The organism is Solihabitans fulvus, assembly GCF_008386585.1.
GTDB lineage: Bacteria > Actinomycetota > Actinomycetes > Mycobacteriales > Pseudonocardiaceae > Solihabitans > Solihabitans fulvus.
In genome coordinates this window covers 143,767-170,116 of record NZ_VUOB01000059.1, presented here as the reverse complement: position 1 = coordinate 170,116, position 26,350 = coordinate 143,767, and the positions used below count along the sequence as shown (strand labels likewise).

Annotated in this window: 24 protein-coding genes and 1 pseudogene; 10 read left to right on the top strand and 15 right to left on the bottom strand. The window is 71.2% G+C overall.

Annotation, left to right across the window (positions count from 1 at the left end):
- The first annotated feature begins 230 nt into the window (after positions 1-230).
- On the top strand, positions 231-1,256 hold the full coding sequence (locus F0L68_RS29740; protein WP_149853144.1) for an aldo/keto reductase family protein: 1,026 nt from the start codon (positions 231-233) through the stop codon (positions 1,254-1,256).
- A gap of 14 nt (positions 1,257-1,270) precedes the next feature.
- On the opposite strand, the gene F0L68_RS29735 is transcribed toward F0L68_RS29740, so the two are convergent.
- From F0L68_RS29735 to F0L68_RS29710, 6 genes are all read right to left on the bottom strand, one after another.
- Positions 1,271-1,930, bottom strand: a complete 660-nt coding sequence (locus F0L68_RS29735) for a sigma-70 family RNA polymerase sigma factor (RefSeq protein ID WP_438672329.1) — start codon at positions 1,928-1,930, stop codon at positions 1,271-1,273.
- A 473-nt stretch (positions 1,931-2,403) separates the two neighbouring features.
- Positions 2,404-3,531, bottom strand: coding sequence for a sensor histidine kinase (locus F0L68_RS29730; protein WP_149853142.1), 1,128 nt, complete (start codon positions 3,529-3,531; stop codon positions 2,404-2,406).
- Between the two features lie 3 nt (positions 3,532-3,534).
- Entirely contained in the window at positions 3,535-4,221 is a 687-nt protein-coding gene (locus tag F0L68_RS29725) for a response regulator transcription factor (protein ID WP_149853141.1), read from the bottom strand.
- Between the two features lie 197 nt (positions 4,222-4,418).
- Positions 4,419-6,359 (bottom strand): 1-deoxy-D-xylulose-5-phosphate synthase, encoded by a 1,941-nt coding sequence (dxs, locus tag F0L68_RS29720; protein WP_149853140.1) that lies wholly within the window; start codon positions 6,357-6,359, stop codon positions 4,419-4,421.
- Positions 6,360-6,657: 298 nt separating this feature from the next.
- Positions 6,658-7,905, bottom strand: a complete 1,248-nt coding sequence (locus tag F0L68_RS29715) for a class I SAM-dependent RNA methyltransferase (protein WP_223199250.1) — start codon at positions 7,903-7,905, stop codon at positions 6,658-6,660.
- Positions 7,902-9,977 carry an APC family permease gene (locus F0L68_RS29710; RefSeq protein WP_149853139.1) on the bottom strand — a complete coding sequence of 692 codons (2,076 nt, stop codon included), beginning with the start codon at positions 9,975-9,977 and terminating at the stop codon, positions 7,902-7,904. The genes F0L68_RS29715 and F0L68_RS29710 overlap by 4 nt, the downstream gene beginning before the upstream one ends.
- A 154-nt stretch (positions 9,978-10,131) precedes the next feature.
- Between F0L68_RS29710 and F0L68_RS29705 the strand changes: the two are divergent.
- A pseudogene (locus tag F0L68_RS29705) lies at positions 10,132-10,833 on the top strand (potassium channel family protein); the annotation flags it as partial.
- Positions 10,833-11,489: a potassium channel family protein gene (locus F0L68_RS29700; RefSeq protein ID WP_149853137.1), complete on the top strand. Its 657-nt coding sequence runs from the start codon at positions 10,833-10,835 to the stop codon at positions 11,487-11,489. The pseudogene F0L68_RS29705 and the gene F0L68_RS29700, both read left to right, overlap by 1 nt.
- A gap of 193 nt (positions 11,490-11,682) precedes the next feature.
- On the opposite strand, the gene F0L68_RS29695 is transcribed toward F0L68_RS29700, so the two are convergent.
- Positions 11,683-12,318, bottom strand: a complete 636-nt coding sequence (locus F0L68_RS29695; RefSeq protein WP_149853136.1) for a TetR/AcrR family transcriptional regulator — start codon at positions 12,316-12,318, stop codon at positions 11,683-11,685.
- Between the two features lie 93 nt (positions 12,319-12,411).
- Between F0L68_RS29695 and F0L68_RS29690 the strand changes: the two genes are divergently transcribed.
- The gene (locus F0L68_RS29690) at positions 12,412-13,947 is read left to right on the top strand and encodes an FAD-dependent oxidoreductase (protein ID WP_149853135.1); all 1,536 of its coding nucleotides are present in this window, start codon (positions 12,412-12,414) and stop codon (positions 13,945-13,947) included.
- Here F0L68_RS29690 and F0L68_RS29685 read toward each other — a convergent pair.
- Both F0L68_RS29685 and F0L68_RS29680 read right to left on the bottom strand, forming a co-directional pair.
- Positions 13,944-14,609, bottom strand: a complete 666-nt coding sequence (locus tag F0L68_RS29685) for a DUF3159 domain-containing protein (protein ID WP_149853173.1) — start codon at positions 14,607-14,609, stop codon at positions 13,944-13,946. The two genes, F0L68_RS29690 and F0L68_RS29685, sit on opposite strands and share 4 nt — an antisense overlap.
- Positions 14,610-14,698: 89 nt before the next feature.
- On the bottom strand, positions 14,699-15,076 hold the full coding sequence (locus tag F0L68_RS29680; RefSeq protein WP_149853134.1) for an OB-fold nucleic acid binding domain-containing protein: 378 nt from the start codon (positions 15,074-15,076) through the stop codon (positions 14,699-14,701).
- A 102-nt stretch (positions 15,077-15,178) separates the two neighbouring features.
- Between F0L68_RS29680 and F0L68_RS29675 the strand changes: the two genes are divergently transcribed.
- Positions 15,179-15,916: an alpha/beta fold hydrolase gene (locus tag F0L68_RS29675; RefSeq protein ID WP_223199249.1), complete on the top strand. Its 738-nt coding sequence runs from the start codon at positions 15,179-15,181 to the stop codon at positions 15,914-15,916.
- Between the two features lie 54 nt (positions 15,917-15,970).
- Here the strand turns inward: F0L68_RS29675 and F0L68_RS29670 are convergent, their stop codons facing one another.
- Positions 15,971-16,621 (bottom strand): DUF3710 domain-containing protein, encoded by a 651-nt coding sequence (locus F0L68_RS29670; protein ID WP_149853133.1) that lies wholly within the window; start codon positions 16,619-16,621, stop codon positions 15,971-15,973.
- 5 nt (positions 16,622-16,626) lie between these two features.
- On the bottom strand, positions 16,627-17,133 hold the full coding sequence (gene dut / locus F0L68_RS29665; RefSeq protein ID WP_149853132.1) for a dUTP diphosphatase: 507 nt from the start codon (positions 17,131-17,133) through the stop codon (positions 16,627-16,629).
- A gap of 24 nt (positions 17,134-17,157) precedes the next feature.
- On the opposite strand from dut, the gene F0L68_RS29660 reads away from it, so the two are divergent.
- Complete coding sequence (locus F0L68_RS29660; protein ID WP_149853131.1) at positions 17,158-17,652, top strand: DUF3093 domain-containing protein; 495 nt, start codon at positions 17,158-17,160, stop codon at positions 17,650-17,652.
- Positions 17,653-17,835: 183 nt separating this feature from the next.
- Here F0L68_RS29660 and F0L68_RS29655 read toward each other — a convergent pair whose 3' ends face one another.
- Positions 17,836-18,135: a DUF4193 domain-containing protein gene (locus F0L68_RS29655; RefSeq protein WP_149853130.1), complete on the bottom strand. Its 300-nt coding sequence runs from the start codon at positions 18,133-18,135 to the stop codon at positions 17,836-17,838.
- A gap of 435 nt (positions 18,136-18,570) precedes the next feature.
- Here F0L68_RS29655 and cei point away from each other — a divergent pair, with 435 nt between their 5' ends.
- The gene (gene cei / locus F0L68_RS29650) at positions 18,571-19,344 is read left to right on the top strand and encodes an envelope integrity protein Cei (protein WP_223199248.1); all 774 of its coding nucleotides are present in this window, start codon (positions 18,571-18,573) and stop codon (positions 19,342-19,344) included.
- Between the two features lie 64 nt (positions 19,345-19,408).
- On the opposite strand, the gene F0L68_RS29645 is transcribed toward cei, so the two are convergent.
- Positions 19,409-20,209: an inositol monophosphatase family protein gene (locus tag F0L68_RS29645; RefSeq protein WP_149853171.1), complete on the bottom strand. Its 801-nt coding sequence runs from the start codon at positions 20,207-20,209 to the stop codon at positions 19,409-19,411.
- Positions 20,210-20,306: 97 nt separating this feature from the next.
- Between F0L68_RS29645 and ppgK the strand changes: the two genes are divergently transcribed.
- From ppgK to F0L68_RS29630, 3 genes are all read left to right on the top strand, one after another.
- Positions 20,307-21,068 (top strand): polyphosphate--glucose phosphotransferase, encoded by a 762-nt coding sequence (ppgK, locus tag F0L68_RS29640; protein ID WP_149853128.1) that lies wholly within the window; start codon positions 20,307-20,309, stop codon positions 21,066-21,068.
- Positions 21,069-21,283: 215 nt separating this feature from the next.
- Positions 21,284-22,639, top strand: coding sequence for an RNA polymerase sigma factor (locus tag F0L68_RS29635; RefSeq protein ID WP_438672328.1), 1,356 nt, complete (start codon positions 21,284-21,286; stop codon positions 22,637-22,639).
- A gap of 722 nt (positions 22,640-23,361) precedes the next feature.
- Entirely contained in the window at positions 23,362-23,541 is a 180-nt protein-coding gene (locus tag F0L68_RS29630) for a DUF7455 domain-containing protein (RefSeq protein WP_149853126.1), read from the top strand.
- 86 nt (positions 23,542-23,627) lie between these two features.
- Here the strand turns inward: F0L68_RS29630 and F0L68_RS29625 are convergent, their stop codons facing one another.
- Both F0L68_RS29625 and F0L68_RS29620 read right to left on the bottom strand, forming a co-directional pair.
- Entirely contained in the window at positions 23,628-24,812 is a 1,185-nt protein-coding gene (locus F0L68_RS29625) for an ROK family transcriptional regulator (protein ID WP_223199247.1), read from the bottom strand.
- A 22-nt stretch (positions 24,813-24,834) separates the two neighbouring features.
- Positions 24,835-26,292 (bottom strand): sugar ABC transporter permease, encoded by a 1,458-nt coding sequence (locus tag F0L68_RS29620; RefSeq protein WP_149853125.1) that lies wholly within the window; start codon positions 26,290-26,292, stop codon positions 24,835-24,837.
- Positions 26,293-26,350: the final 58 nt, after the last annotated feature.

The window sequence follows — 26,350 nt, the reverse complement described above, 5'->3', positions numbered from 1 at the left end:
CACGGTGTCACATTCACCCTCCTGGCCCCAGTCGTGGAATCACCGGCCACTACCGGTGGTTCTCGGCCCGATTGGACACTGGGGGCGGTGCACGAATGCCACGACTGGCGTGATCTACGTCTCCACGGCGACTTCGCGAGCCCCCTACCAGCCCAATTCCAGTCGAACTAGAACATCCGGAGAATTCAAACAGGACAATGGATTGCGGGTTTGTCAGTAGGTTGGGACGCATGGAACATCGGAGACTGGGCAACAGCGGGCTGTCGGTGAGTGAGATCGCCTACGGCAACTGGTTGACCCACGGTGGCCAGGTCGAGGAGGACGTCGCCGTGAAGTGCGTCCGGGCGGCGATCGAGGCCGGGATCACCACCTTCGACTCCGCCGACATCTACGCGCTCGGCGCGGCGGAGCGGGTCCTCGGGCGGGCGCTCAGCGGGCTGCGGCGCGAGTCCTTCGAGCTGTTGAGCAAGGTGTACTTCCCGGTCGGCGACGGACCGAACGACCGGGGCCTCGGCCGCAAGCACATCATGGAGTCGATCAACCAGTCGCTGCGCCGCCTCGGCACCGACTACCTCGATCTCTACCAGGCCCACCGCTTCGACCCCTCGGTCCGGCTCGAGGAGACGATGCTGGCCTTCGCCGACATCGTCCGCGCCGGCAAGGCGCTCTACATCGGAGTGTCCGAGTGGACGGCCGACCAGCTCGACCGGGCGCACCAGCTCGCCGCCGAGCTGAACGTCCCGCTGGTCTCCAACCAGCCGCAGTACTCGATGCTGTGGCGCGTGATCGAGCAGCAGGTTGTGCCTACCGCCAAACGCCTCGGCATCGGCCAGCTCGTCTTCTCGCCGGTCACCCAGGGCGTGCTGACCGGCAAGTACCTGCCGGCCACACCGGTCCCCGCAGGCTCGCGCGCCACCGACGAGCGGGGCGGCCGGTTCATCTCGAGGGCGATGTCCGACACCCTGCTGGCCACGGTTCAGCGGCTCCGCCCGATCGCGGCCGACGCGGGCCTGAGCATGGCGCAGCTCGCCGTCGCGTGGGTGCTCCAGAACGACAACGTCGCCTCGGCGATCATCGGGGCGTCGCGGCCGGAACAGGTCAGCCACAACACCGTCGCGTCCGGCGTCCGCCTCGACGGGGAGCTGCTCGCGCGGATCGACGACGTCCTCGGCGATCTCGTGGAGCGCGACCCGGCCAAGACCGGCCGACCCGACGACGTCCAGCCGGCCTGGCGGCGCGAGAACGTCGACGGGTAACCGGGAAAGACCCGCTAGAACATGTCCTCCGGCACCAGCGTCTTGCGCAGCCGGGTCAACGCCCGGTGCTGCGCGACGCGTACCGCGCCGGGGGTCGAGCCGACCGCATCGGCGGTCTCCTCGGCGGACAGCCCGACGACGACCCGCAGCAGCAGGATCTCTCGCTGCTTGTCCGGCAGCACCCGCAGCAGCTGCGCCATCCGCTCGGACAGCTCGCTCTGCATGGCTCGCTGCTCTGGACCGGCCTCCAGCACCGGGGCGTCCGGCACCTCGGGCACCGGCTCGGACCGGTTCCGCGCCGCGGAACGATGGGCGTCGGCCACCTTGTGCGCCGCGATCCCGTACACGAACGCCAGGAACGGCCTGCCCTGGTCGCGGTAGCTGGGCAGCGCCGTCAGCACCGCGAGACACACCTCCTGGGCCACGTCGTCCGCCGAGGCGAAGGACCGCTCCTGCCGGCCGACGCGGGCCCGGCAGTAGCGCACCACCAGGGGACGGATCGAGCCGAGCAAGCGGTCGGTCGCCCATTGGTCGCCCGCGACGGCGGGCGCGACGAGCCCGTCCCTGCCCTCCTCCGGCTGCGTGAGGACCCGGCGAACGAGCGCGTCGACCGCGCCGTCGGCCTGGTGCGGGCGGGAGTTCGTGGCGGCGGAGCCGAGCGGCGAGACGGGCAGCAGCGACGGGCTTGGCAGCAGCTCCGTCGCGCTGGGCACCTCGTTGATCGTGGGAAGCGTCATCGGGCCCCCTCCTGCTCGCGGGCCACCGGACCCACCACCTTGGCACGGATCCAGGGCCTGCCCACCCACCGGGGTTCGGGACACGGCGGTGGATCTCTGCGCGGCGCCCCCGGGGAACACGTCGGTGCCCACGGCGATGTCCTCGGCCCACCACCCGATGGCCGGTCCCACCCGCGCACCCCGGCCCGAAGGCTGCTCGTCAATGACGCCTCTCATCCACTGCCCCCCTGTAGTCAGGCGGTCCAAGCCCCCCTGGACCTCCCCAATACCCGTTCAGCCCATCACTTCCCAGCATTCAGCGGAAGTGTTTCTTGTCGGACAGCTACGACAACATTCGGTGAGAAGTTGCCCACACCGTGAGATTGCCACGTCTGACGTGGGAACTTTCCACACGCATACGAGTCTGCCTGTTAGGGCACAGTTGGGAGGTACACAGTGACCGCGAGCCCGCCACCTGGGACGGGCTCCGCGTGGACCCTCCCCCCGTGGGCAGCCACGGCGGCCCGCACGATGGACAGCCCGAGCCCGGTGCCGGAGTGCGCGGTGCGGTCGACGCCCCCGCGCCGGAACGGCTCGAAGAGATCATCCACTCGATCGGGTGAAACCAGAAAACCGGACGACACGACCATCAACACCGTCCACTCGGGACCGCTGTCGAGGCGCACATCGATCCAGCCGCCGTCGACGTTGTGCCGCACGGCGTTCTCCAGCAGGTTGCCGGCGACGCGCTCCAGCAGGGCCGGATCGCCGACCGCGGGCGCCGGGCGCACCTGGAACTCCGCCCGCAGGGCCCGACCGTCGGCCTCGGCCCGCACCGCGCGCCACGCGCTGGCGACCACGGAGGCCACGTCGACGGGCTCCCGCACGGCGAGGCCGACGCCGTCGGTGCGGGCCAGCAACAGCAGCGCGCTGACCAGCTGCTCGGCCCGTTCCGCCGCGGAGCGCACCACGCCGGCCATCCGCCGCAGCTCCTCGACGTCCGCGTCCGGGTCGGCCAGGGTCACCTCCAGCTCGGTCCGGATCACCGCGAGCGGGGTGCGCAGCTCGTGGCTGGCGTTGGCGACGAACCTGCGCTGCGACTCGAACGCGCCCTGGAGGCGGTCCAGCATCGCGTCGAAGGTGGCGGCCAGCTCGGTGACCTCGTCATTGGTGCCGGCCATGCCGATGCGCTCGGCCAGCGACTCGGCGGACAGCCTGCGGGCCGTCCCGGTCACCTCGTGCAGCGGGCGCAGCACCCGGCCGGTGACCGTCCAGGCCAGCACCGCGGCCGCCAGCACCACGCACAGGAACGCGACCGAGCCCGACCGGAGCACGTGCTCCCGCGCCTGGTCCCGCAGCGCCGCGCCGACGTTGGCCGCGTCGTAGTCGACGCCGTCGACCCGGACCACGCTGCCGGCCGGCAGCACCGGCACGCCGGCGACGACCTCGCCGACCAGCACCCAGCCCAGCCACAGCAGCAACCCGCTGACGGCGGCGACGAGGCCGGTCGCCAGGAGCGTGATGCGTGCCCGGAGCCCGGGGCCCCGCCGGATCCGCACGGGTCAGCTGTCGGTGGCGGCGCGGCGACCCGCGCTGGTGACCCGGTAGCCCGAACCGACGACGGTGTCGATGATGCCCGGGTCGCCGAGCTTCTTGCGCAGGGTCATCACGGTCACCCGGACCGTCGTGGTGAACGGGTCCGCGTTCTCGTCCCAGACCCGTTCCAGCAGCTCCTCGCTGCTGACCACCGAGCCGCCTGCCGCGAGCAGCACCTCGAGCACGCCGAACTCCTTGCGGGTCAGCTCGACCAGCTCGCCGCCGCGCTGCACAGTGCGCTTGGCCGGGTCCAGCTCGACGTCCTGGGCCACCAGCACCGGCGGCGTCGCCGGCGTCGCCCGCCGGGCCAGCGCGCGCACCCGCGCGACCAGCTCGGGGAAGGCGAACGGCTTGGCGAGGTAGTCGTCCGCGCCGAGCGACAGCCCCTCGACGCGGTCCTCGATCGTCCCGCTGGCGGTCAGCATGATCACCCTGGTCAGCGCGCCCGACCGGACGATCTCCTTGCACAGCTCGTCGCCGGACATGCCGGGCAGGTCGCGGTCGAGCACCACCACGTCGTACCGGGTGATGGTCGCCTTCTCGTGGCCGGAGTCGCCGTCGTAGGCGACGTCGACGGCCATGCCCTCACGCCGCAGGCCCCGCGCGACCGCGTCGGCCAACGGCTCTTCGTCCTCAACTACCAAAATCCGCACTCAGAGCTCCTAACACGATGACTGTTCGGCTCGCGACGCCCAGGCGAACGATCTGCGGCGTTGTCGTCGGTCACCATGACTCCGTCATGGCTCCCTCCTTCGCCTTGCAGCTCATCCACCTGGACGCCGCTCCCTGATCGAACGCCACCGTGTTAGGAACTCTCACCACCGTGCCACAGGGTCGACTCCGACCCCGGTCAACGCCGGTCCTGCTTGTCGACGGCGGCGACCTCCTGGGTCACCGTGGTCGCCCGCTCGGCCGGCGAACCGACCGTCCACTCGGTCACCCGACGCGCCACGTCCTGCGCGGTCAGGCCGATCTCGGCGAGCACCTGCTCCCGGGTCCCGTGGTCCAGGAACCGTTGCGGCACACCGAGATCACGCAGCGGAGTGTCCACTCCGGCATCGCGCAGCGCGGCCGCGAGCGCCCACCCGAAACCGCCGTGCCGGCCACCGTCCTCAATGGTCACCACGAGCCGGTGCGCGGCGGCCAGCTCGACCAGGTCGGCCGGCACCGGGGTGATCCAGCGCGGGTCCACCACGGTCACGCCGATGCCCTGGTCGGCCAGCCGGTCGGCGGCGGCGAGCCCGAGCTCACCGAACGCCCCGACGGCCACCAGCAGCACGTCGGTGTACTCGCCGACGCTCGGCCTGCGCAGCACGTCCACGACGCCGAGCCGCTCCAGCGCGGGCAGGTCCGGCCCGACGGCCGCCTTCGGGTAGCGCAGCACGGTCGGGCCGTCGTCAACGGCGACCGCCTCGCGCAGCTCCTCGCGGAGGCTGCCGGCGTCGCGCGGCGCGGCGATCCGGATGCCCGGGATCGCGCCGAGGATCGACAGGTCCCACATGCCGTGGTGGCTGGCGCCGTCCGGGCCGGTGATGCCGGCGCGGTCGAGCACCACCGTGACCGGCTGGCGGTGCAGGGCCACGTCCATCAGCAGCTGGTCGAACGCCCGGTTGAGGAACGTCGCGTACACGGCGAACACGGGGTGCAGGCCGCCCATGGCCATGCCGGCCGCCGAGGTCATCGCGTGCTGCTCGGCGATGCCGACGTCGAAGCAGCGCTCCGGGTAGGCGCGCGCGAACTTCTCGAGGCCGGTCGGCCCGAGCATGGCCGCGGTGATCGCGACCACGTCGTCGCGCTTCCCGCCGATGCTGACCATCTCGTCGGCGAACACCGAGGTCCAGGTGGCCTTCTTGGCGCCGACGGGCTTGCCGGTGGCCGGGTCCATCACGTCGGTGGTGTGCATCTGGTCGGCCTCGTGGTTCTCGGCCGGCGCGTAGCCGTTGCCCTTGCGGGTCACCGCGTGCACGATCACCGGTCCGCCGAACTGCTTCGCCCTGCGCAGCGCGAACTCCAGCGCCGGCAGGTCGTGGCCGTCGATCGGGCCGAAGTACTTGAGGCCGAGGTCCTCGAACATGGCCTGCGGGCTGAGCGCGTCCTTGATGCCGCGCTTGGCCGCGTGCAGCGCCGCGTACAGCGGCTTGCCGACCACGGGGGTCTGCTGGAGGGCGCGCTTGCCACTCTCCAACGCCCGCTCGTAGCCGGGCCGCAGCCGCAGCGACGCGAGGTGGTTGGCGAGGCCTCCGATGGTCGGCGAGTAGGACCGGCCGTTGTCGTTGACCACGATCACCACGGGCCTGGTCTTGTCGGCGGCGATGTTGTTCAGCGCCTCCCAGCACATGCCGCCGGTGAGCGCGCCGTCGCCGACGACCGCGACGACGTGCCGGCGGGCCCCGGTGAGCTGGAACGCCTTGGCCAGGCCGTCGGCGTAGGACAGCGCGGTCGAGGCGTGGCTGTTCTCCTCGACGTCGTGGTCGCTCTCGGCGCGCGACGGGTAGCCGGACATGCCGCCCTGCTGGCGCAGGTGGTCGAAGCCGTCGCGCCGGCCGGTGACGATCTTGTGCACGTAGCTCTGGTGGCCGGTGTCGAACACCACGCGGTCGTGCGGCGAGTCGAACACCCGGTGCACGGCCAACGTCAGCTCGACCACGCCGAGGTTCGGACCAAGGTGCCCGCCGGTGCGGGCCACCTTGTCCACCAGGAACGTGCGGATCTCGTCGGCGAGCTGCACCAGCTCGCCGTGCTCCAGCCGTTTCAGGTCAGCCGGTCCGTGCACGGACTCCAGCAGCGTCACCGCTCCACCTCACCTGGGATGCCGGGCTTTACCAATTCCAGACAGTCTACGGAGACCATCCTGAGAGCCCTGGCGCGGTATCGCGCCCCGGAAACCCACACAGGTGAGACGCCCGTGCAGGGGTTCAGGTTGGCCAGTGCGGTGTCCGGGGATGTTGTTGGGGTGATTCCGGGATCCAGGTCGTGCCTCGCAAGGCGACGCCACGTCCTCATCCCGTTGTTGGATGGGGGCGTGGCGGCAACGCCGCGAGGCGCGACCTGGGCCCGGAAGGACCCGACAGGCGTCCCCGGACACCGCACTACGAGGTGAGCAGCGCCACGCACTCGACGTGATGGGTCATCGGGAACGCGTCGAAGGCGCGCAGCGCGGCGAGCCGGTAGCCGTGCCCGGCGAACCCGGCGACGTCCCTGGCCAGCGCGGCCGGGTCGCACGCCACGTAGACGACCCTGGCGGGCCCGCGCGCGGCGATCGCGTCGACCACGGCCCGGCCGGCGCCCTTGCGCGGCGGGTCGAGGACCACGACCTCCGGCCGCTGCTCGGCCAGCTCGGGCGAGCCGAGCACGTCCTCGACGCGGCCGGCGCGCCAGCTCAGCTGCGGCAGGTCGGCGAGGTCGGCCGAGCCGTCCTGCACGGCCCGCCGGGAGGACTCGACCACGAGCACCGAGCCGGTCACCCCGACCTGCTCGGCGAGCACCGAGGCGAACAGCCCGACGCCGCCGTAGAGGTCCCAGGCGTCCGCGCCGGGGCTGGCCTTGGCCCAGTCGGCGACGACCGACGCCAGGGTGTCCGCCGAGGCGGGGTGCACCTGCCAGAAGCCGTGCGCGGCCAGCCGCCAGTCCCGGCCCGCGGCGTGCTCCACGGCCGTCCCGCCGCCGGACACCCGGTGCGGTTTCGGCTTCACCGGCACCCGCGCCCCGCGCCGTCTGGTGGGCCTGACCTGCGGCAACTCGCTGACGTGCACCTCGCCGCCGCCGTCGCGGGTGACCTCAAGCTCGGCGCCGGGCGGCCACTGCGCGGCGAGCACGTCGTCCAGCGCGCCTGGCAGGGCGATCGGGCAGTCCGCGATCGGCACGACGCGGTGGCTGCGGTGCGCGCGGAAGCCGGCGTGCCCCTGCCCGTCCACCGCGAGGCGGGTCCTGGTGCGCCAGCCGAGCGGCCCGCCGGGCAGCTCCTCGACCAGCACGTCGACCTCGACACCGGCGAGCCTGCGCAGCTGCTCGGCCACCACGGTGGCCTTGAGCGCGCGCTGGGCTGGCCAGGACGCGTGCTGCCAGTCGCAGCCGCCGCACTCCCCCGGCCTGGCCACCGGGCAGGCCGGTTCGACCCGGTCGGGTGACGCCTGGAACACCTCGACGGCGTCGGCGCGGCAGAACGAGCCGCCCCGGTCCTCGGTGACCTCGACGAGCACCCGCTCCCCCGGCAGCGCGTGCCGGACGAACACCACCCTGCCGTCGAACCGGCCGACGCAGTGGCCGCCGTGCGCCACCGCGCCGATCTCGAGTTCGAACCGTCGCCCGGTCCAGTCCAGGGTGTCCGGATCCGTCAAGACTTGTCGCTCTTCTCTGCTTGGGTCTTCGCTGTCTGGCTCTGCACTGCTTCACTCTTCGCCGCCAGCGCCTCGCGGCCGTCCGCCTGGGTGTCCAGGCCCCGCCGCACCGCGCCGGGCGCGACGACCGACCTGTCGTGCACCTTCGCCGAGGAGGCGAGCTGCCACGGCACGCTGGTCACCATGACGCCGGGCTGGAACAGCAGCCTGCCCTTGAGGCGCAGCGCGCTCTGGTTGTGCAGCAGCTGCTCCCACCAACGGCCAACCACATACTCCGGGATGAACACCGTGACCACATCCCGGGGGTTGCTGGAGCGCACCCGCTTCACGTAGTCGAGCACCGGCTTGGTGATCTCCCGGTACGGGGACTCGATCACCTTCAGCGGCGTACGGAAGTCCTGTTTGTCCCATTCGGCGACCAGTTTTCTGGTGTCCGCGTCGTCGACGTTGACCGTCACGGCCTCAAGCACGTCCGGCCTGGTCGCCTTGGCGTAGGCCAGCGCCCGCAGCGTCGGCAGGTGCAGCGTGGACACCAGCACGATCGCGTGGTTGCGGGAGGGCAGGATGGTCGGCTCGTCGCCCATCCGCTGGAGTTCGGCGGAGACGCGGTCGTAGTGCTTCCTGATCGCCGTCATCAGTGCGAAGATCGCGGCCATCGCGGCGATCGCGATCCACGCGCCCTTGGTGAACTTGGTGATCAGCACGATCACCAGCACGGATCCGGTCATGATCTGGCCGAACGCGTTGATCGCCTGCGAGCGGCGCATCCGCCTGCGCGCCGACGGGTCGGTCTCGGTGCGCAGCAGCCGGTTCCAGTGCCGGATCATGCCGGTCTGGCTCAGCGTGAACGAGACGAACACGCCGACCGTGTACAGCGGGATGAGCTTGCTGACCTCGGCCCCGAACGCCACCACGAGCACGACCGCGAACGCGGCAAGGAACAGGATGCCGTTGCTGAACGCCAGCCGGTCGCCCCTGGTGTGCAGCTGGCGGGGCAGGTAGCGGTCCTGGGCCAGGATCGAGCCGAGCACCGGGAAGCCGTTGAAGGCGGTGTTCGCGGCGAGCACCAGGATCAGCGCGGTCACCAGCGTGACGAAGAAGTAGCCGGGCCGGAAGTCCGAGAAGACGGCCTGGGCGAGCTGCGCGACCAGGGTGTTCTGCTGGTAACCCGCAGGCGGGTTGACCAGCTGCTCCGACGGGTTCTCCGCGATCACCACGCCGGTCGCCTTGGCCAGGTAGATCATCCCCATGAACATGCTCACGGAGATCAGGCCGAGCATCAGCAGGGTGGACGCGGCGTTGCGCGACTTGGGCTTGCGGAAGGCCGGCACGCCGTTGCTGATCGCCTCGACGCCGGTCAGCGCCGCGCAGCCCTGGGTGAACGCCCGCAGCACCAGGAAGATGAAGGCGAAGCCCATCAGGTGGTCGTTCTGCGCGTGCATCTCGATGCCGGCGCTCGCGGCGCGCACCGAGTCGCCGAGCACGAACGAGCGGAAGAAGCCCCAGCCGACCATGACGAAGATGCCGATCATGAACGCGTAGGTCGGGATCGCGAACGCGCTGCCCGACTCGCGGATGCCGCGCAGGTTGATCGCCGTGATCAGCACGATCGCGACCACGCAGAAGGCGACCTTGTGCTCGGCGATGAACGGCACCACCGCGCCGATGTTGGCCGCGGCGGAGGAGATCGACACCGCGACCGTGAGCACGTAGTCCACCAGCAGCGCGCTGGCCACGGTTAACCCCGCGTGCCGCCCGAGGTTGACCGTGGCGACCTCGTAGTCGCCGCCGCCGCTCGGATAGGCGTGCACGTTCTGCCGATAGCTCGCGACCACCGCCAGCATCACCACGACGATGACCAGCCCGACCCAGGGCGCGAGCGTGAACGACGCGATCCCCGCGATCGACAGGGTCACGAAGATCTCCTCCGGCGCGTACGCGACCGAGGACAGCGCGTCGGAGGCGAAGACCGGCAGCGCGATGCGCTTGGGCAACAGCGTGTGGGCCAGCCGGTCGCTGCGGAACGGCTGTCCGACCAGCAGGCGCTTCATCGCGGTAGCGAACTTCGACACGAGAGCAGAGGGTATGCGGTCCGGCCCCCGTTTCGGACAGATGATCTGTAGTTTCGGCCCCGATGATCTGTAACGTCGGATCCGGCGGTCGCGCACGGCAGTGCTGACGCCTACCCGCTGACGGGATCCCGCCCCCTCGGGCGGAACGGCAGCAGGTACGGTGCTGCGCGCATCAGCAAGGAGGAATGTCGTGCACGTGGTGATCATGGGTTGCGGCCGGGTGGGCACGTCCCTGGCCAAGTCCCTGGAGCGCCTTGACCATCAGGTGTCCGTGATCGACAAGGACGCCCAGGCGTTCCGTCGGCTGGGCAGCGAGTTCCACGGGCAGCAGGTGGTCGGGAACGGATTCGACCGTCAGGTGCTGGTCGAGGCGGGTATCGAGCGCGCGGGAGCGTTCGCGGCGGTCTCCAGCGGGGACAACTCCAACATCATCTCGGCCAGGGTCGCCAGGGAGACCTTCGGCGTGCAGCACGTGGTCGCCCGCATCTACGACCACAAGCGCGCCGAGGTGTACGAGCGGCTCGGCATCCCGACCGTCGCGACGGTGCCGTGGACCACGGACCGGTTCCTGCGGATGCTGCTGCCCGACGGCGGCGCGGCCGCGTGGCGGGACCCGTCCGGCTCGGTCGCGGTGATCCACCTGCCGGTGCACGAGGACTGGGTCGGCCGCCCGATCTCGGAGTTGCAGGAGGCCACCGGCTGCCGCGTGGCGTTCATCATGCGCTTCGGCACCGGCGTGCTGCCCGATCCGGGTTCGATGGTCCAGGCGGACGACATGATCTACGTCGCCGCGCTGTCCGGCACGATCACCGAGGTCACCGCCGCAGCGGCGCAGGCGCCAGAGGAGAGCCACTGATGCGGATCGCGATTGCCGGAGCGGGTGCGGTCGGCCGTTCCATCGCCCAGGAGCTGCTCGCCGGCGGGCACCAGGTCATGCTGATCGAGCGGGATCGCGCGCACTTCGAGCCGCACACCGTCGAGCAGGCCGAGTGGGTGCACGCCGACGCGTGCGAGGTGTCCTCGCTGGAGGAGGCGGGTCTTCAGCTGTGCGAGGTGGTCATCGCGGCCACCGGCGACGACAAGGTGAACCTCGTCGTGTCGCTGCTGGCCAAGACCGAGTTCGCGGTGCGCCGCGTGGTGGCCAGGGTGAACGTGCCGAGCAACGAGTGGCTGTTCACCGAGTCGTGGGGCGTGGACGTGGCGGTGTCCACGCCGAGGATCCTGGCCGCGATGGTCGAGGAGGCGGTGAGCGTCGGCGACCTGGTTCGGCTGATGACGCTGCGCCAGGGGCAGGCGAACCTGGTGGAGATCACGCTGCCGCACGACACCCCGTTGGCCGGGGAGCGGGTGAGCAAGCTGACGCTGCCGAGGGACGCGGCGCTGGTGACCATCCTCAGGGGTGGCCGGGTGATCGTGCCGCAGCCGGACGACCCGCTGGAGGCCGGCGACGAGCTGCTGTTCGTGGCGGCGGCCGACGTCGAGCAGGAGATCCGGACCGCGCTGGGCTACTGAGTTCAGGGCTGCCGAGTTCTGGGCTACTGGTTTCTGGGCTACCGCGTGCTGGGCTACTGAGTCCGGGCCAGCGCGCGCTGCCGTGCCTGGGTGAGGGTGGCGACGAGCTTGTCGACGCCTTCCCCGGTCCCTTCCTACTCTTCTCCCCCAAGGCTTTCAGCGCCTTCCTGGCCGCCGTCAAGGCCTGACCGCGCTACGCGGGTCCTCCCGCGACATCGTCGGCGGGGCCGGCGATACCGTGCAGCACAAGGGAAGTCAGCGTCTCGACGGCCTCGTCGTCCGACAGCTCCCTGCCCAGTTCCGCGCCACCGGACACCAGCCAGGTGTAGGCGAACTCCCACATCAGGCCCGACAGCGCGGACGCGACCACGAGCGGGTCGCCCGGCAGGACCACTCCGGAGTCCCTGGCCAGCTCGATGTGCCCGGCGAGGTGTCGGACGTCCTCCGCGAGCAACTGCCTGGCCCGCGCGGCGAAGCGCTCGTCCACCATGGCAGCTTGGCGCAGCGCCACCATCTCGGACCGGTTCGCCCGGAAGAACCGCCAGAAGTTCTCGACGTGCCAGCGCACCGCGGCGCGGTCGGCGAAGTTCCTCGGGTGGTCCTCGGGGATCGTCGCGTCGACGCCGGCGATCAGGTCGGCGAGGAGCGCCTCGAGCAGCTCCTCCTTGCCGGCGAAGTGGTTGTAGAACGACCCAGCCGCCCGGCCGGCCTCCGCCGTGATGTCGGTGATCTTCGTGTTCAGGTAGCCGCGCGCCGCGAACACCCGCCTTGCGGCGTCCTTCAGGGCGGCCTCGGTCTCCGAGGCCCGCAGCTTCCGGATGCCCGTCATCACGCCCTCCCCCGCTCCTTGACGGGACGGTAACAGTCAGCAAGACTGAATCTAAATTCACTGAACTTAGATTCAGCCACTAGGAGACCCTAGATGAACGACGTTGCCGTGCTGATCGTGGGCGCCGGGCCGACCGGGCTGACCCTGGCCTGCGACCTGGCCAGGCGGGGAGTCGCCTGCCGCATCGTGGAGCGATCCGGCTCGCCGGCCGTCGGCTCGCGGGGCCGAGGGCTCCAGCCACGTACCCAGGAGGTGTTCGACGACCTCGGCATCATCGAGCGCGTGCGGGCCGCGGGCGGCGACTACCCGGACATCCGCGCCCACCGGGGCGAGGACGTCGTGTGGGAGGGCCGGATGATCGAACACCGCGAGCCGACCCCGGACGTCCCCCACCCCAACCCGTGGATGCTCCCGCAGTGGCGCACCACGCAGTTGCTGCGGGACCGGCTGGCCGAGTTCGGCGGCAGCCACGTCGAGTTCGGCACCGAGCTGACCGGCTTCGAGCAGGACGCGGACGGCGTGCTGGCCACGCTGGTCCACGACGGCGTGCCCGAGCTGGTCCGCGTCGGCTACCTGGTCGGCGCGGACGGCGGACACAGCGCGGTCCGCAGGACCCTCGGCGTCGGTTTCGAGGGCGAAACCTTTGACACGCACCGGATGTTGGTCGCCGACGTCACCGTCGACGGCCTGAGCCGGTCGCACTGGCACGTCTGGCCTGAGACGGAGAGCCGGACCTTCCGCGTCGGGCTGTGCCCGTTGCCCGGCACGGACTCCTTCCAGTTCACCGCGCCGGTGCACGGCGAGGCCACCCCCGAGCTGACCCTGGCCGCGCTACAGAAGACCCTCGACGCGGCCACCGGCCGCACCGACATCACGCTGCTCGACTCGTCCTGGATCACGCTGTTCCGGGCCAACATCCGGATGGTGGACCGCTACCGCGTCGGCCGCGTGTTCCTCGCGGGCGACGCCGCGCACGTGCACTCGCCGGCCGGCGGGCAGGGCCTCAACACGGGTGTCCAGGACGCCTACAACCTCGGCTGGAAGCTGGCCGCCGTGCTGGCCGGCGCGCCGGCGGAACTCCTGGACAGCTACGAGGCCGAGCGGCTGCCGGTGGCCGCGGCCGTGCTCGGCATCAGCTCGACGCTGCACCACAAGGCCGTCAACCGCGAGCCCGACGCGCACCGCCGCGACGACCCCGCGCTGCAACAGCTCGGCCTGACCTATCGCGGCGGCCCGCTGGCCCGTGAGGAGCGCGCGGAGCCGGGGTCCGTCCTGGCGGGCGACCGCGCCCCGGACGCGCCGTGCCTGGCCGCCGACGGCAGCCCGCTGCGCCTGTTCGATCTCTTCCGTGGCCCGCACTTCACGCTGTTGGCCTTCGGCTCCCGGCACGCCGACGCGGTCGCCGAGGTGGCCGCGCGCCACCCGAAGCTGGTGCGGGGGCATGTGATCGCGCCGTCCGGCGACGTCGTGGACGCCGAGGGCCATGCGGGCCGCGCGTACTGCGTCGCGCCCGGCACGAGCGCGGTGTTGCTGATCCGGCCGGACGGCTACATCGGCTGGGCTGGCGACACGGCCACCGACGGGCGGCTCGACGCCTACCTCGACGGCCTCGTGTCCAGCGTTGGTTAGCGGGCCTCGGGCAGTTCGGCCGCTGGGGCCGTGCTGAACCGCGCCTCGGCGGCCCGGTTCTCGGCCTCGGCGGTCTCCTCGAGCGACTGCAACCGCCGGTCGGCCCTGCGCACCGCCCACACCGTGACGAGCAGCGCGACGGCCATCAGCGGGTAGCCCATCGCGATCTTGGCGAAGGCTAGCCAGCCGACCTGGTTGCTGTCGTAGAGCCACCGCTGCACCACGAACCTGGCGCCGAAGACCAGCGCCCAGGTCAGGGTGGCGAGGTCGTAGCCGAGCCTGGCGAACTTGTCCCGTCGCCATGCCGTGCCGGTGCCGTTGAGGAACGACCACACGGTGCCGGCGAGCGGCCAGCGCACCACGATCGACAGCAGGAACGCGCCGCCGTAGATCAGGCTCGCGTAGATGCCGAACAGGAAGAAGCCCTTGGCCGAGCCGGTCCGATAGGCGATGAACGCGGCGACGGCCACACCGAAGAACCCGGAGATCGCCGGCTGCAACGACTCCTTGCGTGCCAGCCGGATCGCCACGATCACCACGGCGCTGCCGATCGAGCTCCAGATGGCCGGCTGGAGGCTGGTCAGCGAGTTGACCAGCACGAAGACGAGCACCGGGACCGAGGAGTAGACCAGGCCGCCGATGCCGCCCATCTGCTCCAGCATCGTGGGCTGCGGCTCATCCTTGTCGTTCTTGTCGCCACCGATGGCGGAGGCGTCCTCCGCCTCGGCGGCAGCACTCTGACCGTCCTGGGTCACGAAGTCGTCTGCAATTCGTAGTAGGGGTTGTAGAGCACCTTGCGTCCCTCGCGCACGGCCATCCGGCCGCGGGCCTTGATCGTTCTGCCCGGCTCGATGCCGGCGATCTTGCGCCGACCGAGCCAGACCAACATGACTCCCTCGGTGCCGTCGTACAGCTCGGCCTCCAGCGTCGCCGCCGCGTTCCTCGGGCACAGCTCGACGCTGCGTACCCGACCGAGCACGGTGACCTCCTCGCCAGACTGACAGTCACACGCCTTCATCGCCCCGACAGCCTCGGCCTTTCGGGACAGATCGGCGGCGTCCAGCTCGTTCACGTCGCTGGTAAGCCGGCGAACGAGGCGGCGCCAGTAACCGCCTCCGGTGCTGCCCATCCCGACTCCTGTGCGCTCGGGGCCACAGCTCCGTGGCCCGTCCACTCGCCAGGGTAGCCGGGTCCGCGTAAACCGGTCGTCATCCGGTGCAGGATCGTGTACGTGAACAACGGGATCTTGCGCCGAGCGGTCGAGAACGTCGTGCTGCTCCCGGGAACCGGCTCGGACGAGGTGTTCGTCCGGGCCGTGTTCGCCGGGCCGCTGCTGGCGCTCGGGCTGCCGCTGACCGCGCCGGCCCCGGTGCCCGGCGTCGACCTCGTCCGGCACCACCTCGCCGCGCTGGACGCGGCGGCCGAGCGCGGTCCGGTGCTGGTCGGCGGGATCTCACTCGGCGCGCACGTGGCGGCGAACTGGGCCGTGCGCAACCAGGACCGGTGCGCGGGCCTGCTGGCGGCCCTCCCGGCGTGGCACGGCCCGGCCCCCTCGGACGCGCCGGCCGCCTGGGCCGCCAGGGCGAGCGCGGCGGCGATCGAGCGGGACGGCCTCGCCGCGACGCTGCGCGCGTCGACCGAGGGGGTCGCTGGCTGGCTGAGCGCGGAGCTGCACCGGGCCTGGACGCGGCACGGCGACGGCCTGGCGGCCTCGCTGCGCGCCGCGGCGGCCTACCCCGGGCCGGACCTCGCCGACCTGCGCGGCCTGGACGTGCCGGCCGGCATCGCCGCGTGCTCGGACGACCCGGTGCACCCGGCCGAGGAGGCGGACGTCTGGGCGGCCGCGCTGCCGAACGCGGTCGCGCGCCGCACCACCCTGGCCGCGATGGCCGCAGACCGCGAAGCCCTCGGCCGCGCGGCCCTCCTCGCCTGGCTCAGCGCAGCCCGGCACCGCGCCGGGGTGTCGTGAAGGGACCCTGCACGACACCCACCGTCGTGCAGGGTCCCTTCATGACATTCCCGCTCAGCCCTGTTCGGCCTGGGCCTGCGCGATGTGCTTGGCGATGGCGTCCGGCAGCTCGATGGGCAGCGGCGTGCGCACCGGCATGGGCTGGTTGCCGCGCACCACGACCGTGTTGCGGACCAGGTCGCGCAGCGCGTCGGCGGTCGAGTCGGCCAGTTCCTCAGGGCCGGCCGCGACCCCGCGCAGCATCCATCTCGGGCCGTCGACGCCGACGAACCGCAGCGCGGCGTTGTTGGCCCTCGCGGACAGCTCGTCGCCCCACTCGCCGCGCTCGCGCACGACCTTCGCGCCGTCGTCCCTGAGCTGCGTGGCCAGCTCCTCGCTGACCTCCCGCCACAGCCCGCCGGTCTTCGGCGCGGCGAACGCGCTCACCGTCAGCTGCCCGCCGGTGGTGATCAGGTGCACGGCCCGCACCGCCCCCGACGGGTCCATCTCGACCTGGAGCTGCGCGCCCTCCGGCACGGCCACCCTGATCGAGCCGAGGTCCAGCCTGGACAGCCCGTCGTTGGGGGCCTCGGGCTCGTCGTACGGCCCGTCGCCCCCGGTCTCCAGCTCGGCCTCGTCGTCGCCGAACTCGTCCTGCTGCGCGGTGGCCCGCCCGAGTTCCTTGTTCGCGGAGTGCCGCCCGCGCTTACGGCGCCTTCCGAACATCGCCCCTACCCCTCCGTCGTCCCCTGCCGGGCCCCTGCTGGTGCCTGGGCCGCGAGCACACCGTGCCCGCCAGTCGAGCCGTACCCACCCGCGCCGCGTTCGGACTCCGGCAGCTCGGCGACGGAGCCGACCTCCCGGAACACCGCATGCTCGACACGCTGCACCACGAGCTGCGCGATCCGGTCGCCGCGCGTCAGCACGACGGGCTCCCGCAGATCATGGTTGATCAGACAGATTTTGATCTCGCCCCGGTACCCGGCGTCAATGGTTCCCGGCGTGTTGACCACGCTCAGCCCCACTCTGGCCGCCAGCCCGGACCTTGGGTGCACGAAGCCGGCGAAGCCCTCGGGCAACGCGATCGCCACCCCGGTGCCGACGACGGCGCGCTCACCCGGCTCGATCACCACGTCGACCGTGGTCACCAGATCCGCGCCGGCATCACCCGGTCGGGCGTACGAGGGCAGTGGGATGCCCGGATCGAGCCGGGACAGGAGGACCTCCACGCTGGACACGGCGCGCGAGATTACCCTGACCCCGTGACCGACAGCGCAGGTGCGGCCGCTACTCGCGGCGGCGCGACCAACCACGCACAGCCCGACTTCTCGGAACGCCTCTACGTGCCGTGGTGGGCGTGGCCGCTGCCGCTGCTGGCCGCCGTGCTGCTCGCGGCCGAGATCCACATGGGTTTCCACGGCGTCCGATCCTGGCTGCCATACCTGGTCACGGTGCCGCTGGTGCTCCTGGTGCTGCTGCGCCTCGGGCGGCAGAAGGTGGAGGTCCGCGACGGCGAGCTGCGGGTCGGCGACGCGCACATGCCGCTGCGGCTGCTCGGCGAGGCCGAGGTGATCTCGGCGAAGGACAAGCGCAAGGCGCTCGGGCCGGAGCTGGAGCCGACGGCGTTCGTCTCGCACCGGGGCTGGGTCGGCCCGATCGTCCGGGTCCAGGTCGCCGACCCGGACGACCCGACGCCCTACTGGGTGTTCAGCGTCCGGGCCGCGGACCGGCTGGCGGCCCTGATCAACCGGCACTGACTCAACCGGCGCTGAGGGCTCGTTCGGGACTCGGGCCGGCACTAGTGCGTCCGGCGGTGACGTCAATCGGGCTGTGACCCGCTCAGGCGCCCGTGCGGCGGCCTGAGCGCGCCACAGCGCAACGCTGGGCGCCCACCTGACAGGTGGCCGCCCAGCGAGGCAGTGCGGTGCGTGACGGGCTGCTCAGGCGCAGTCCCGGCACACGTACTGCCCGTTGTGCTCCTCCGCAAGCCTGCTGCGGTGGTGCACCAGGAAGCACTTGGAGCAGGTGAACTCGTCGGCCTGCTTGGGCAACACCTTGAAGGTGAGTTCTTCGCCCGACAGGTCCGCACCTGGTAGTTCGAAATTCTCCGCAGTCGCGTCCTCGTCGACGTCGACCACGCCGGACTGCGTTTCATTACGCCGCGCCTTCAGCTCTTCAAGGGAGTCCTCAGCGAGCTCATCGGCCTCGCTGCGACGCGGAGCGTCGTAGTCGGTCGCCATCTTCTTTCACCCCTGCGGTCAACGGAGACTGTTCGTGCCGCTGGACAACGTCCAAGCGCCCCGGTTTGTGCCCTCCATCCGAAGTGATGGAGGTCTCGCTCCCACCGCCGAACCGCAACCCCCTGGAAATCCCTCTACCAGCCGGCTCGTCGGTGCCTGGAGCGCCGAGAGGGTAGCCCACCGCGCAAGACCTCGGGTACCGGGTCACCCTTAAGCGTGCAAATGGGTGAGACAACCCACGTACGCAGGCCCGATACCCTGGTCGACGGGCTTGCCCGACAGGCGGGGGACGTGATGCGATGCAAACGACGGCACTGACTGTCCGCAGCCACCCGATCGCACGGGGCTACCGCGACACAAGCCCCCCTCGAGCCGCAGGATCCGGCGGGAACGCCTAGGCTGATCAAGGCGAAGAACACAAGAGAACAACAACGCGTGAAACAGCACACGAGCGGCGCAACGCCAGGGAGGACGGCGGACGTGGGTCCCGCGAGCGTCACTGGGAGTAGCGGACAGTCTCGGTATCGGAGACGCCGACCGTTGCCTGCCCTGGTGGTGTTCCTCATCCTCGGCGTCGTCGCGGTCTTCGTCTGGGTCAAGGTGCTGGACAAGGCGAACAACGTCGACGAAGCGATCAAGTGCAACACGCCGGGCAGCGCGCCGGCCAGCGCGGCTCCCTCCGGAACCCCGGCGGCCCCCGGCACCCCGCAGCCCAAGCTCGGCCAGGCGCTCGGCCACACCGCGCTGGACAAGACCGATCCGGCCGCGCCAGTCGACGTGCACTTCCGCGTGCTGAACGCGAGCACCCAGCGCAACGCGGCCACCTTCGCCGCCACGACCCTCACCGAGCTGGGCTTCCAGCAGGCCGCCAACCCGGACAACGACCCGATCTACACGGCCGCCGACCTCGGCTGCCGCGGCCAGATCCGGTTCGGCCCGAACGGCGCGGCCGCCGCCCGCACGCTCAGCCTTGTCGAGCCGTGCACCGAGCTGATCAGCGACGACCGTCAGGACGCCACGGTCGACCTCGCCGTCGGCAAGAAGTTCGACGAGGTGAAGGCGAGCACCAACGCGCGGCAGGTCCTCGAGCAGCTCTCCAGCCAGGCCGCCAAGCAGCCCAACCAGCAGGGCGGCCAGCTCGCGGACGCCAGCAGCCACCCCTCGGTGGCGCCGTCGCTGCTCCAGGCCGCCCACGACGTCCACTGCTGACCCGGCCAACGCGCTCGCTGGGGTCCTGAAGGGACCCTTCAGGACACTCGACGCGGGCCTTGGGTCAGACCTGGCCGAAGCCCGACTCCAGCATGGCCGCGCGCAGCTCGGCCGCGATTCCCGGCGTCACGGCCATCGTGAGGTCCGCGCCCAGTTCGGGCAGGTCGCCGGGTAGCCACACCACCGCGCCGGCCTCCTCGGCGATCAGCGCGCCGGCCGCCCAGTCCCAGCGGTTCAGGCCGTGCTCGGCGCAGGCGTCCAGCCAGCCGGCCGCCACGGCGCACAGGTCGAGCGAGGCCGCGCCGGCCCGGCGGATGTCGCGCACCCTCGGCAGCAGCCGCGCCACGGCGCCGGCCTGCCGCGCCCGCCGCTCCGCGGCGTAGGCGAAGCCCGTGCCGACCAGTGACAGGTCGAGGCGGGTCGCCGCCGACACGTGCAGCGGCGCGTCGTCCAGCCACGCGCCGTGCCCCCGCGCCGCCGTCCAGACCCGCCCGCTGACCGGCTCGACCACGGCCCCGGCCACCGAGACCCCGTCGAGCTGGGCGGCGACGGACACCGCGTACCAGGGGAAGCCGTACAGGTAGTTCACCGTGCCGTCGATCGGGTCGACCACCCAGCGGAGCCCGTCGAGCGCGGTGCCGCCGCCCTCCTCCTCGCCGAGCACGGCCTCGCCGGGACGCAGCTCCGCGAGGCGGGTGCGGACCAGCCGCTCCGCCGCCCTGTCCGCGGCCGTGACCACGTCGGTCTCGGTGCTCTTGGTGTCCACCTCGCCCACCGCTGCCTGCCGGCTGTCCCGCGCCAGCACGGCCGCCTCGGTGGCCACGAGCACGGCCACGGCCAGCAGGGCGCGCGGGTCGGTGTCCACCGGTTTCGCTTCAGGCACTCGCACGGGACTATCGGACCACACCAAGCTAGGGTCTCCGAAACCACGGAACTGAATCGAGTAGGAAGGGACCACGGGGATGGGCAATACCCGCGGGTTCGGGATCGACATCGGTGGCTCGGGCATCAAGGGTGGTCTGGTCGACCTGACGGCCGGTGAGCTGGACGGCGAGCGGCTGCGCGTCGCCACACCCCAGCCCTCCACCCCGGACGCGGTCGCCGACGTGGTCGCCGAGATCGTCGAGAAGTTCGGGTGGGACGGCCCCATCGGCGTCACGTTGCCCAGCGTGGTCAAGCGGGGCACGGCGCTGAGCGCGGCGAACATCGACAAGCACTGGATCGACCTTGACGCCGCCACGCTGTTCGCCGAACGGCTCGGGCGCGAGCGGACCGACGTCGTGGTGCTCAACGACGCGGACGCCGCCGGCCTTGCCGAGGTGCGCTTCGGCGCAGGTCGCGACCGGTCAGGCACGGTGGTTCTGCTCACCTTCGGCACCGGCATCGGCAGCGCGGTGTTCCTGGACGGCAAGCTCCTCCCGAACACCGAGTTCGGCCACCTCGAGGTGGACGGGCACGACGCCGAGAAGCGCGCGGCGGCCTCGGTGAAGGAGGACAAGGACCTGTCCTGGGAGGAGTGGGCGCCCAGGGTGTCCCGCTACATCCAGGCGTTGGAGGACCTCATCTGGCCCGATCTGGTGATCGCGGGCGGCGGGGTCAGCAAGAAGGCCGAGAAGTGGCTCCCGTTGCTCGAAGTACGCACCGAGGTGGTGGCCGCGACGCTGAAGAACGACGCGGGCATCGTCGGCGCCGCAGCCGCCGCGATCCACGGTATTGATCACTGATCAGGGTCGTTCCAGAATTTGCCGGACGCGATCTAGCAGGCACAATGCAGATCCGGACGGGCAGAAGGGCTGCGGGGCGCAACGATTGACGGTTGACGTCGTTACAATGGAACGGTGCCCGCGGCGGTAAGGCCAGCGGGTTCTCCCCCCGAACTCTGGCGACCGAAGTTCGCGTCCTTCGGTTTGCCGTGATCGACAGTCGCGAAAGGGCGTACGTGGCAGCCGCAGAAACCGCAACCCGACGCTCCAGCCCCGCCGCCGCGAGCGCCGCCAAGACGACCACGCAGACGCCGGGCAGCGCGGAGGCCGAGGAGCTCAGCTCGGCGCGCAAGCCGGCAGCGGCGAAGAAGCCGGCGACGGCGGCCAAGGCCGCTGGCAAGACGGCGAAGGCTTCCCCGAAGAAGCCGGCCGCGAAGGGCGCAGCAGCGCCCGCCAAGGCGAAGAAGTCCGCCGAGGGCGACGAGCCCGACGAGCTTGACGCCCCCGGCGCCGAGGATCTCGCCGACGTCGAGGTCGACCTCGTCGACGAGCCGGTGGCTGACGAGCCGGAGGAGGCCGAGGAGACCGCCAAGCCGGGCGAGGGCGACTTCGTCTGGGACGAGGAGGAGTCGGAGGCCCTGCGGCAGGCCCGCAAGGACGCCGAGCTCACCGCGTCGGCCGACTCCGTCCGCGCCTACCTCAAGCAGATCGGCAAGGTGGCGCTGCTCAACGCCGAGGAGGAGGTCGAGCTCGCCAAGCGGATCGAGGCCGGCCTCTACGCGGCGGAGCGGGTGCGCCGGTCCGAGGACGAGAACGAGAAGCTGACCCCGCAGATGCGGCGCGACCTGCGCTGGATCGTGCGGGACGGCGAGCGCGCCAAGAACCACCTGCTGGAGGCCAACCTCCGTCTCGTGGTGTCGCTGGCCAAGCGCTACACCGGTCGCGGCATGGCGTTCCTCGACCTGATCCAGGAGGGCAACCTGGGTCTGATCCGCGCGGTCGAGAAGTTCGACTACACCAAGGGCTACAAGTTCTCCACGTACGCCACCTGGTGGATTCGGCAGGCGATCACGCGAGCCATGGCCGACCAGGCCAGGACCATCCGCATCCCGGTGCACATGGTCGAGGTCATCAACAAGCTCGGCCGCATACAGCGTGAGCTGCTCCAGGACCTCGGCCGCGAGCCGACGCCCGAGGAGCTCGCCAAGGAAATGGACATCACCCCGGAGAAGGTGCTGGAGATCCAGCAGTACGCCCGGGAGCCCATTTCGCTCGACCAGACCATCGGCGACGAGGGCGACAGCCAGCTCGGTGACTTCATCGAGGACTCCGAGGCGGTCGTCGCGGTCGACGCGGTGTCGTTCACGCTGCTCCAGGACCAGCTCCAGTCCGTGCTCGCGACGCTGTCCGAGCGGGAGGCCGGCGTGGTGCGGCTGCGCTTCGGCCTCACCGACGGCCAGCCGAGGACGCTGGACGAGATCGGCCAGGTCTACGGCGTGACGCGCGAGCGCATCCGGCAGATCGAGTCGAAGACGATGTCGAAGCTGCGGCACCCGTCGCGGTCGCAGGTCCTGCGCGACTACCTCGACTAAATCGGTCATCCGCGAAAGGCCCGTTCTGTCCGGAACGGGCCTTTCGCGTTGTTACGCGTTGAGCTGAATTCGCGGTGACTTCGGGGCGTCCAGAACGTGACGGATCACACATTGCACGGGCTTGACGGAGACGATGGGTGACCACGGGGTCCAGCGGTCGGATCCACTCGGCGATCGCGCGCCCGCCCGCGCCGGAGTCGCCGGCGATCACGATCACCGCTCGCGCCGACACGCTCCGTGTTCGACCGAACGGCGCACGGCCGGCGCGCTCACCGACCATGATCGCGCGTCCGCGCGCCGCGGTCTCGTGCCACCGCACCCGGAATGTCCTGGCAGAACACCATTTTCGGCGCGCGCCGGGTGCCGGGCCGCTCGATGTCTCGCCGCGTCCGGGGCAACGGAACGCGGCGGACGCGGCCGCCGAATCCGGCCGGACGGCGGTACGGGACGCCCGCCGGACGCCCGGCCGCGCGCGTCCCATGCCCTCGCCATGACTGCGGAAAGTAGTGGCGAAAAGCCGAACCGTTCGGGCAGTCGGGTCCGGATGTGCTGCAAGTGGGTAAAACAAACGTGACCGCGATCGCCACGCCCTCGGGAACACTGACGAACGCTCAAGCGTCTGCAAGAGTGGAAGCAGCGAGCACCGCGGACCAGCCAGGGCGCTGTGGTCGCAGCTAGTCAAATGGCACCGATCCCCGGTGCTGGGACGGAGGGAGATTTCCATGACCACCACGCTCACCCGCCCCGATCTGACCGCTGCCGACCGCTGCGACCGCTGCGGGGCCGCCGCTCAGGTTCGCGCCGTGCTCCCTTCCGGGGGCGAGCTCCTGTTCTGTGGGCACCACGCCCGTGAGCACGGGAACAAGCTGCGCGAGCTCGCTGCCGAGCTGCAGCAGGGCTGAGACGCCACACGGGCGAACCGAAGCCCTCAAACGACACGCTGGCCGGGTGGACTCTCCCACCCGGCCAGCGGCGTGTCTGGGGCCGGTTAGACGGTGCCGAGGACGGGTTCGAAGGCGAGTTCGGCCGCGCCGATCAGCTTGGCGTCCCTGCCGAGCGTCGAGATGACGATCCTGGTGCCGCCGACCGCCCTGCTGACCAGGCTGCGCTGGTGCACCGTCGCGCTGGCCCGCTCGACGACCTCCGTCGGCAGCGAGGCGAACAGGTCGCCGAGCACCACCAGCTCGGGCCCGAGCATGTTGACCACGTTGACCAGCCCGAGCGACAGCCAGTAGGTGAAGTCGCCGAGGCGGTGCTCGACGCCGGCCGGGTCGCCGGGCTCCTCGGCAAGCGACCGCAGCTCCGCGACGACCGCGCCGCGCGGGGAGCCCTCCGGCAGGGCCAGCGCCCTGCACAGCGCCGGCTCGCCCACCTCGGTCTCCCAGCAGCCCTGGGAGCCGCAGTAGCACTGCCGGCCGTCGTGCCGGATCACCATGTGGCCGAGTTCGCCGACGTAGCCCCCGGTGCCGCGCAGCGGCGAGCCGCCGGAGATCACCCCGCCGCCGACCCCGACGTCCGCCGACACGTAGACCATGTCGGCCGCGCCGCGCGCCGCGCCCCTGACGTGCTCGGCCAGCGCGCCGAGCTCGGCGTCGTTGCCGACCTGCACCGGTTTGCGGAGCACGGCCGCGAGCCGCTTGCCGAGCGGCACGTCGGTCCACTGGAGGTTCGGCGCCTCGTGCACCTGGCCATCCGCCCTGCGGACCACGCCGGGCACCGAGACGCCGACCCCGACCACGTCGACGGACAGCTCGTCGGCGAGGAGCTGGCTGGAGTCGGCGATGTGGGTGATCACCTCGCCCGGCTCGCGGCTCTTGCGGTGCAGGTTCCAGCTGTGCCGGCCGAGGATCTCGCCGCCGATGCCGACCATCGCCATCGACACCTGCTCGACGCGGACGTCGATGGCCAGCACCACGGCCGCGTGCGGCTGCGGCAGCACCAGCAGCGACGGGCGGCCCGCGCCGCTGCGCTGCGCCGGCACGCGCTCGGCCACCACCCCGGCGGACGCGAGACCGTCCACGAGCGCCTTGATCGTGCTGCGGTTGAGGCCGAGCTCCGTGGCCAACGCCGCCCGGGTGCACGGCCCGTCCACATGCAGACGGCGCAGCAACGCCGTCCTGTTGTGCCTGCGGATCTCGTCCGGTCGGGTACCCGAGGTTGGCGTGGTCGTCACCTGGTTTGTTCCTCGCTCGTGGTCAGCGGCTGGCGACCGCCGCACGGCGCCGAGACAGTGCGTCAACGCTAGCCGCAAGCAACAGGACCAGACCGGTGATGACGAACACCACCGCGGCGGGCTGCTTGAGCAGGCCGAGGCCGTTGTCGATGGTGGCCAGCACCGCGCCACCGATCACGGCGTTGCTGACCCGGCCCTTGCCGCCGAACAGCGACGTGCCGCCGATGACGGCGGCGCCGACCGCGTAGAGCAGGGTGTTGCCGCCGCCGGCGTTCGGGTCGACCGAGCCGACCTTCGAGGAGTAGATGATCGCGCCGAGCGCCGCGACCGACGAGCAGATCACGAACACGCTCATCCGGATCTTGGGCACGTCGATGCCGGCCCTGCGCGCGGCCTCCTGGTTGCCGCCGACCGCGTAGATGTGCCGGCCGTAGCGGGTGCGGTCCAGCACGAAGGTGCCGATCACCAGCAGCACCAACACGATGGGCACCACGTAGGGGACGCCGGAGATCTTCACGAGGTCGCTGTGCGAGCGGTTGAGCGTGAGCAGGTAGGTCACCACGGCGCTGAGCACCACCACGACGGCGACCTTCGCGGCGACCATGGCGGTCGGCTGGGCCACCAGGCCCTTGCGCAGGCGGGTGAAGTGCCGGCTGAGCACGACGGCGGCGTAGCCGCCGGCCGCGATGACGAACAGGCCCCAGCTCGCCGCAGTGTTCAGGTTCCCGTTGGCGACCTTGAACAGCGTGTCGTCGCGCAGGCCGAGCGTGCCGCCCTGGCCGATGAACTGGAGGATCACGCCGCCCCAGGCCAGGAACAGCGCGAGCGTCACCACGAAGGACGGGATCCGCACCTTCGCGACGAGGAAGCCGGTGACGCAGCCGATGGCGGTGCCGACGCACAGCGCGAGCAGCATCTCGGTCCACGGGTTGGCCGGCAGGCCGATCAGCGCGATCAGCAGGGCCACCGCGGACAGCGCGACCCCGATCCACAGCCGCATCCAGGCGGCCAACACGATCGCCAGCGCGATGATGCCGCAGAACAGGTAGAACACCGTGCTGCCCATGCCGCCGAGCAGGTTGCCGCTCTTGACCAGGTGCAGCGCCATCACCGAGGCGGCCACGCCGGACGCGGTGCCGGCGGACAGGTCGATCTCGCCGAGCAGCAGCACGAAGACGAGGCCCATCGCGATGACCGTCTTGCCGGCGCCCTGCGCCAGCAGGTTCGCGATGTTGCCGAGGGTGAGGAAGTTGTCGGACAGCGAACTGAACACGACCAGCAGCACGACCAGGCCGAGCAGGGCCGGCAGGGAGCCGAGTTCGCCGCCCCTGACGCGGGCGACGTAGTCGCGCAGCGCCTCGCCGGTCGAGCGGGAGGTGGTGTCGATGCCGAAGTCGGAGATGGCCGCTTGGGCCGTGCCGCCGCCGCTCTTGTCGGCGGCCTTCTCGCCGGTGGTCGTACCGGTCGGTGTGTCGGTCATGCTCGGGTCCTCACGGGTGTCGAACAAGCTCTGGTGGAGATGCGGCGGTCAAGTGGTG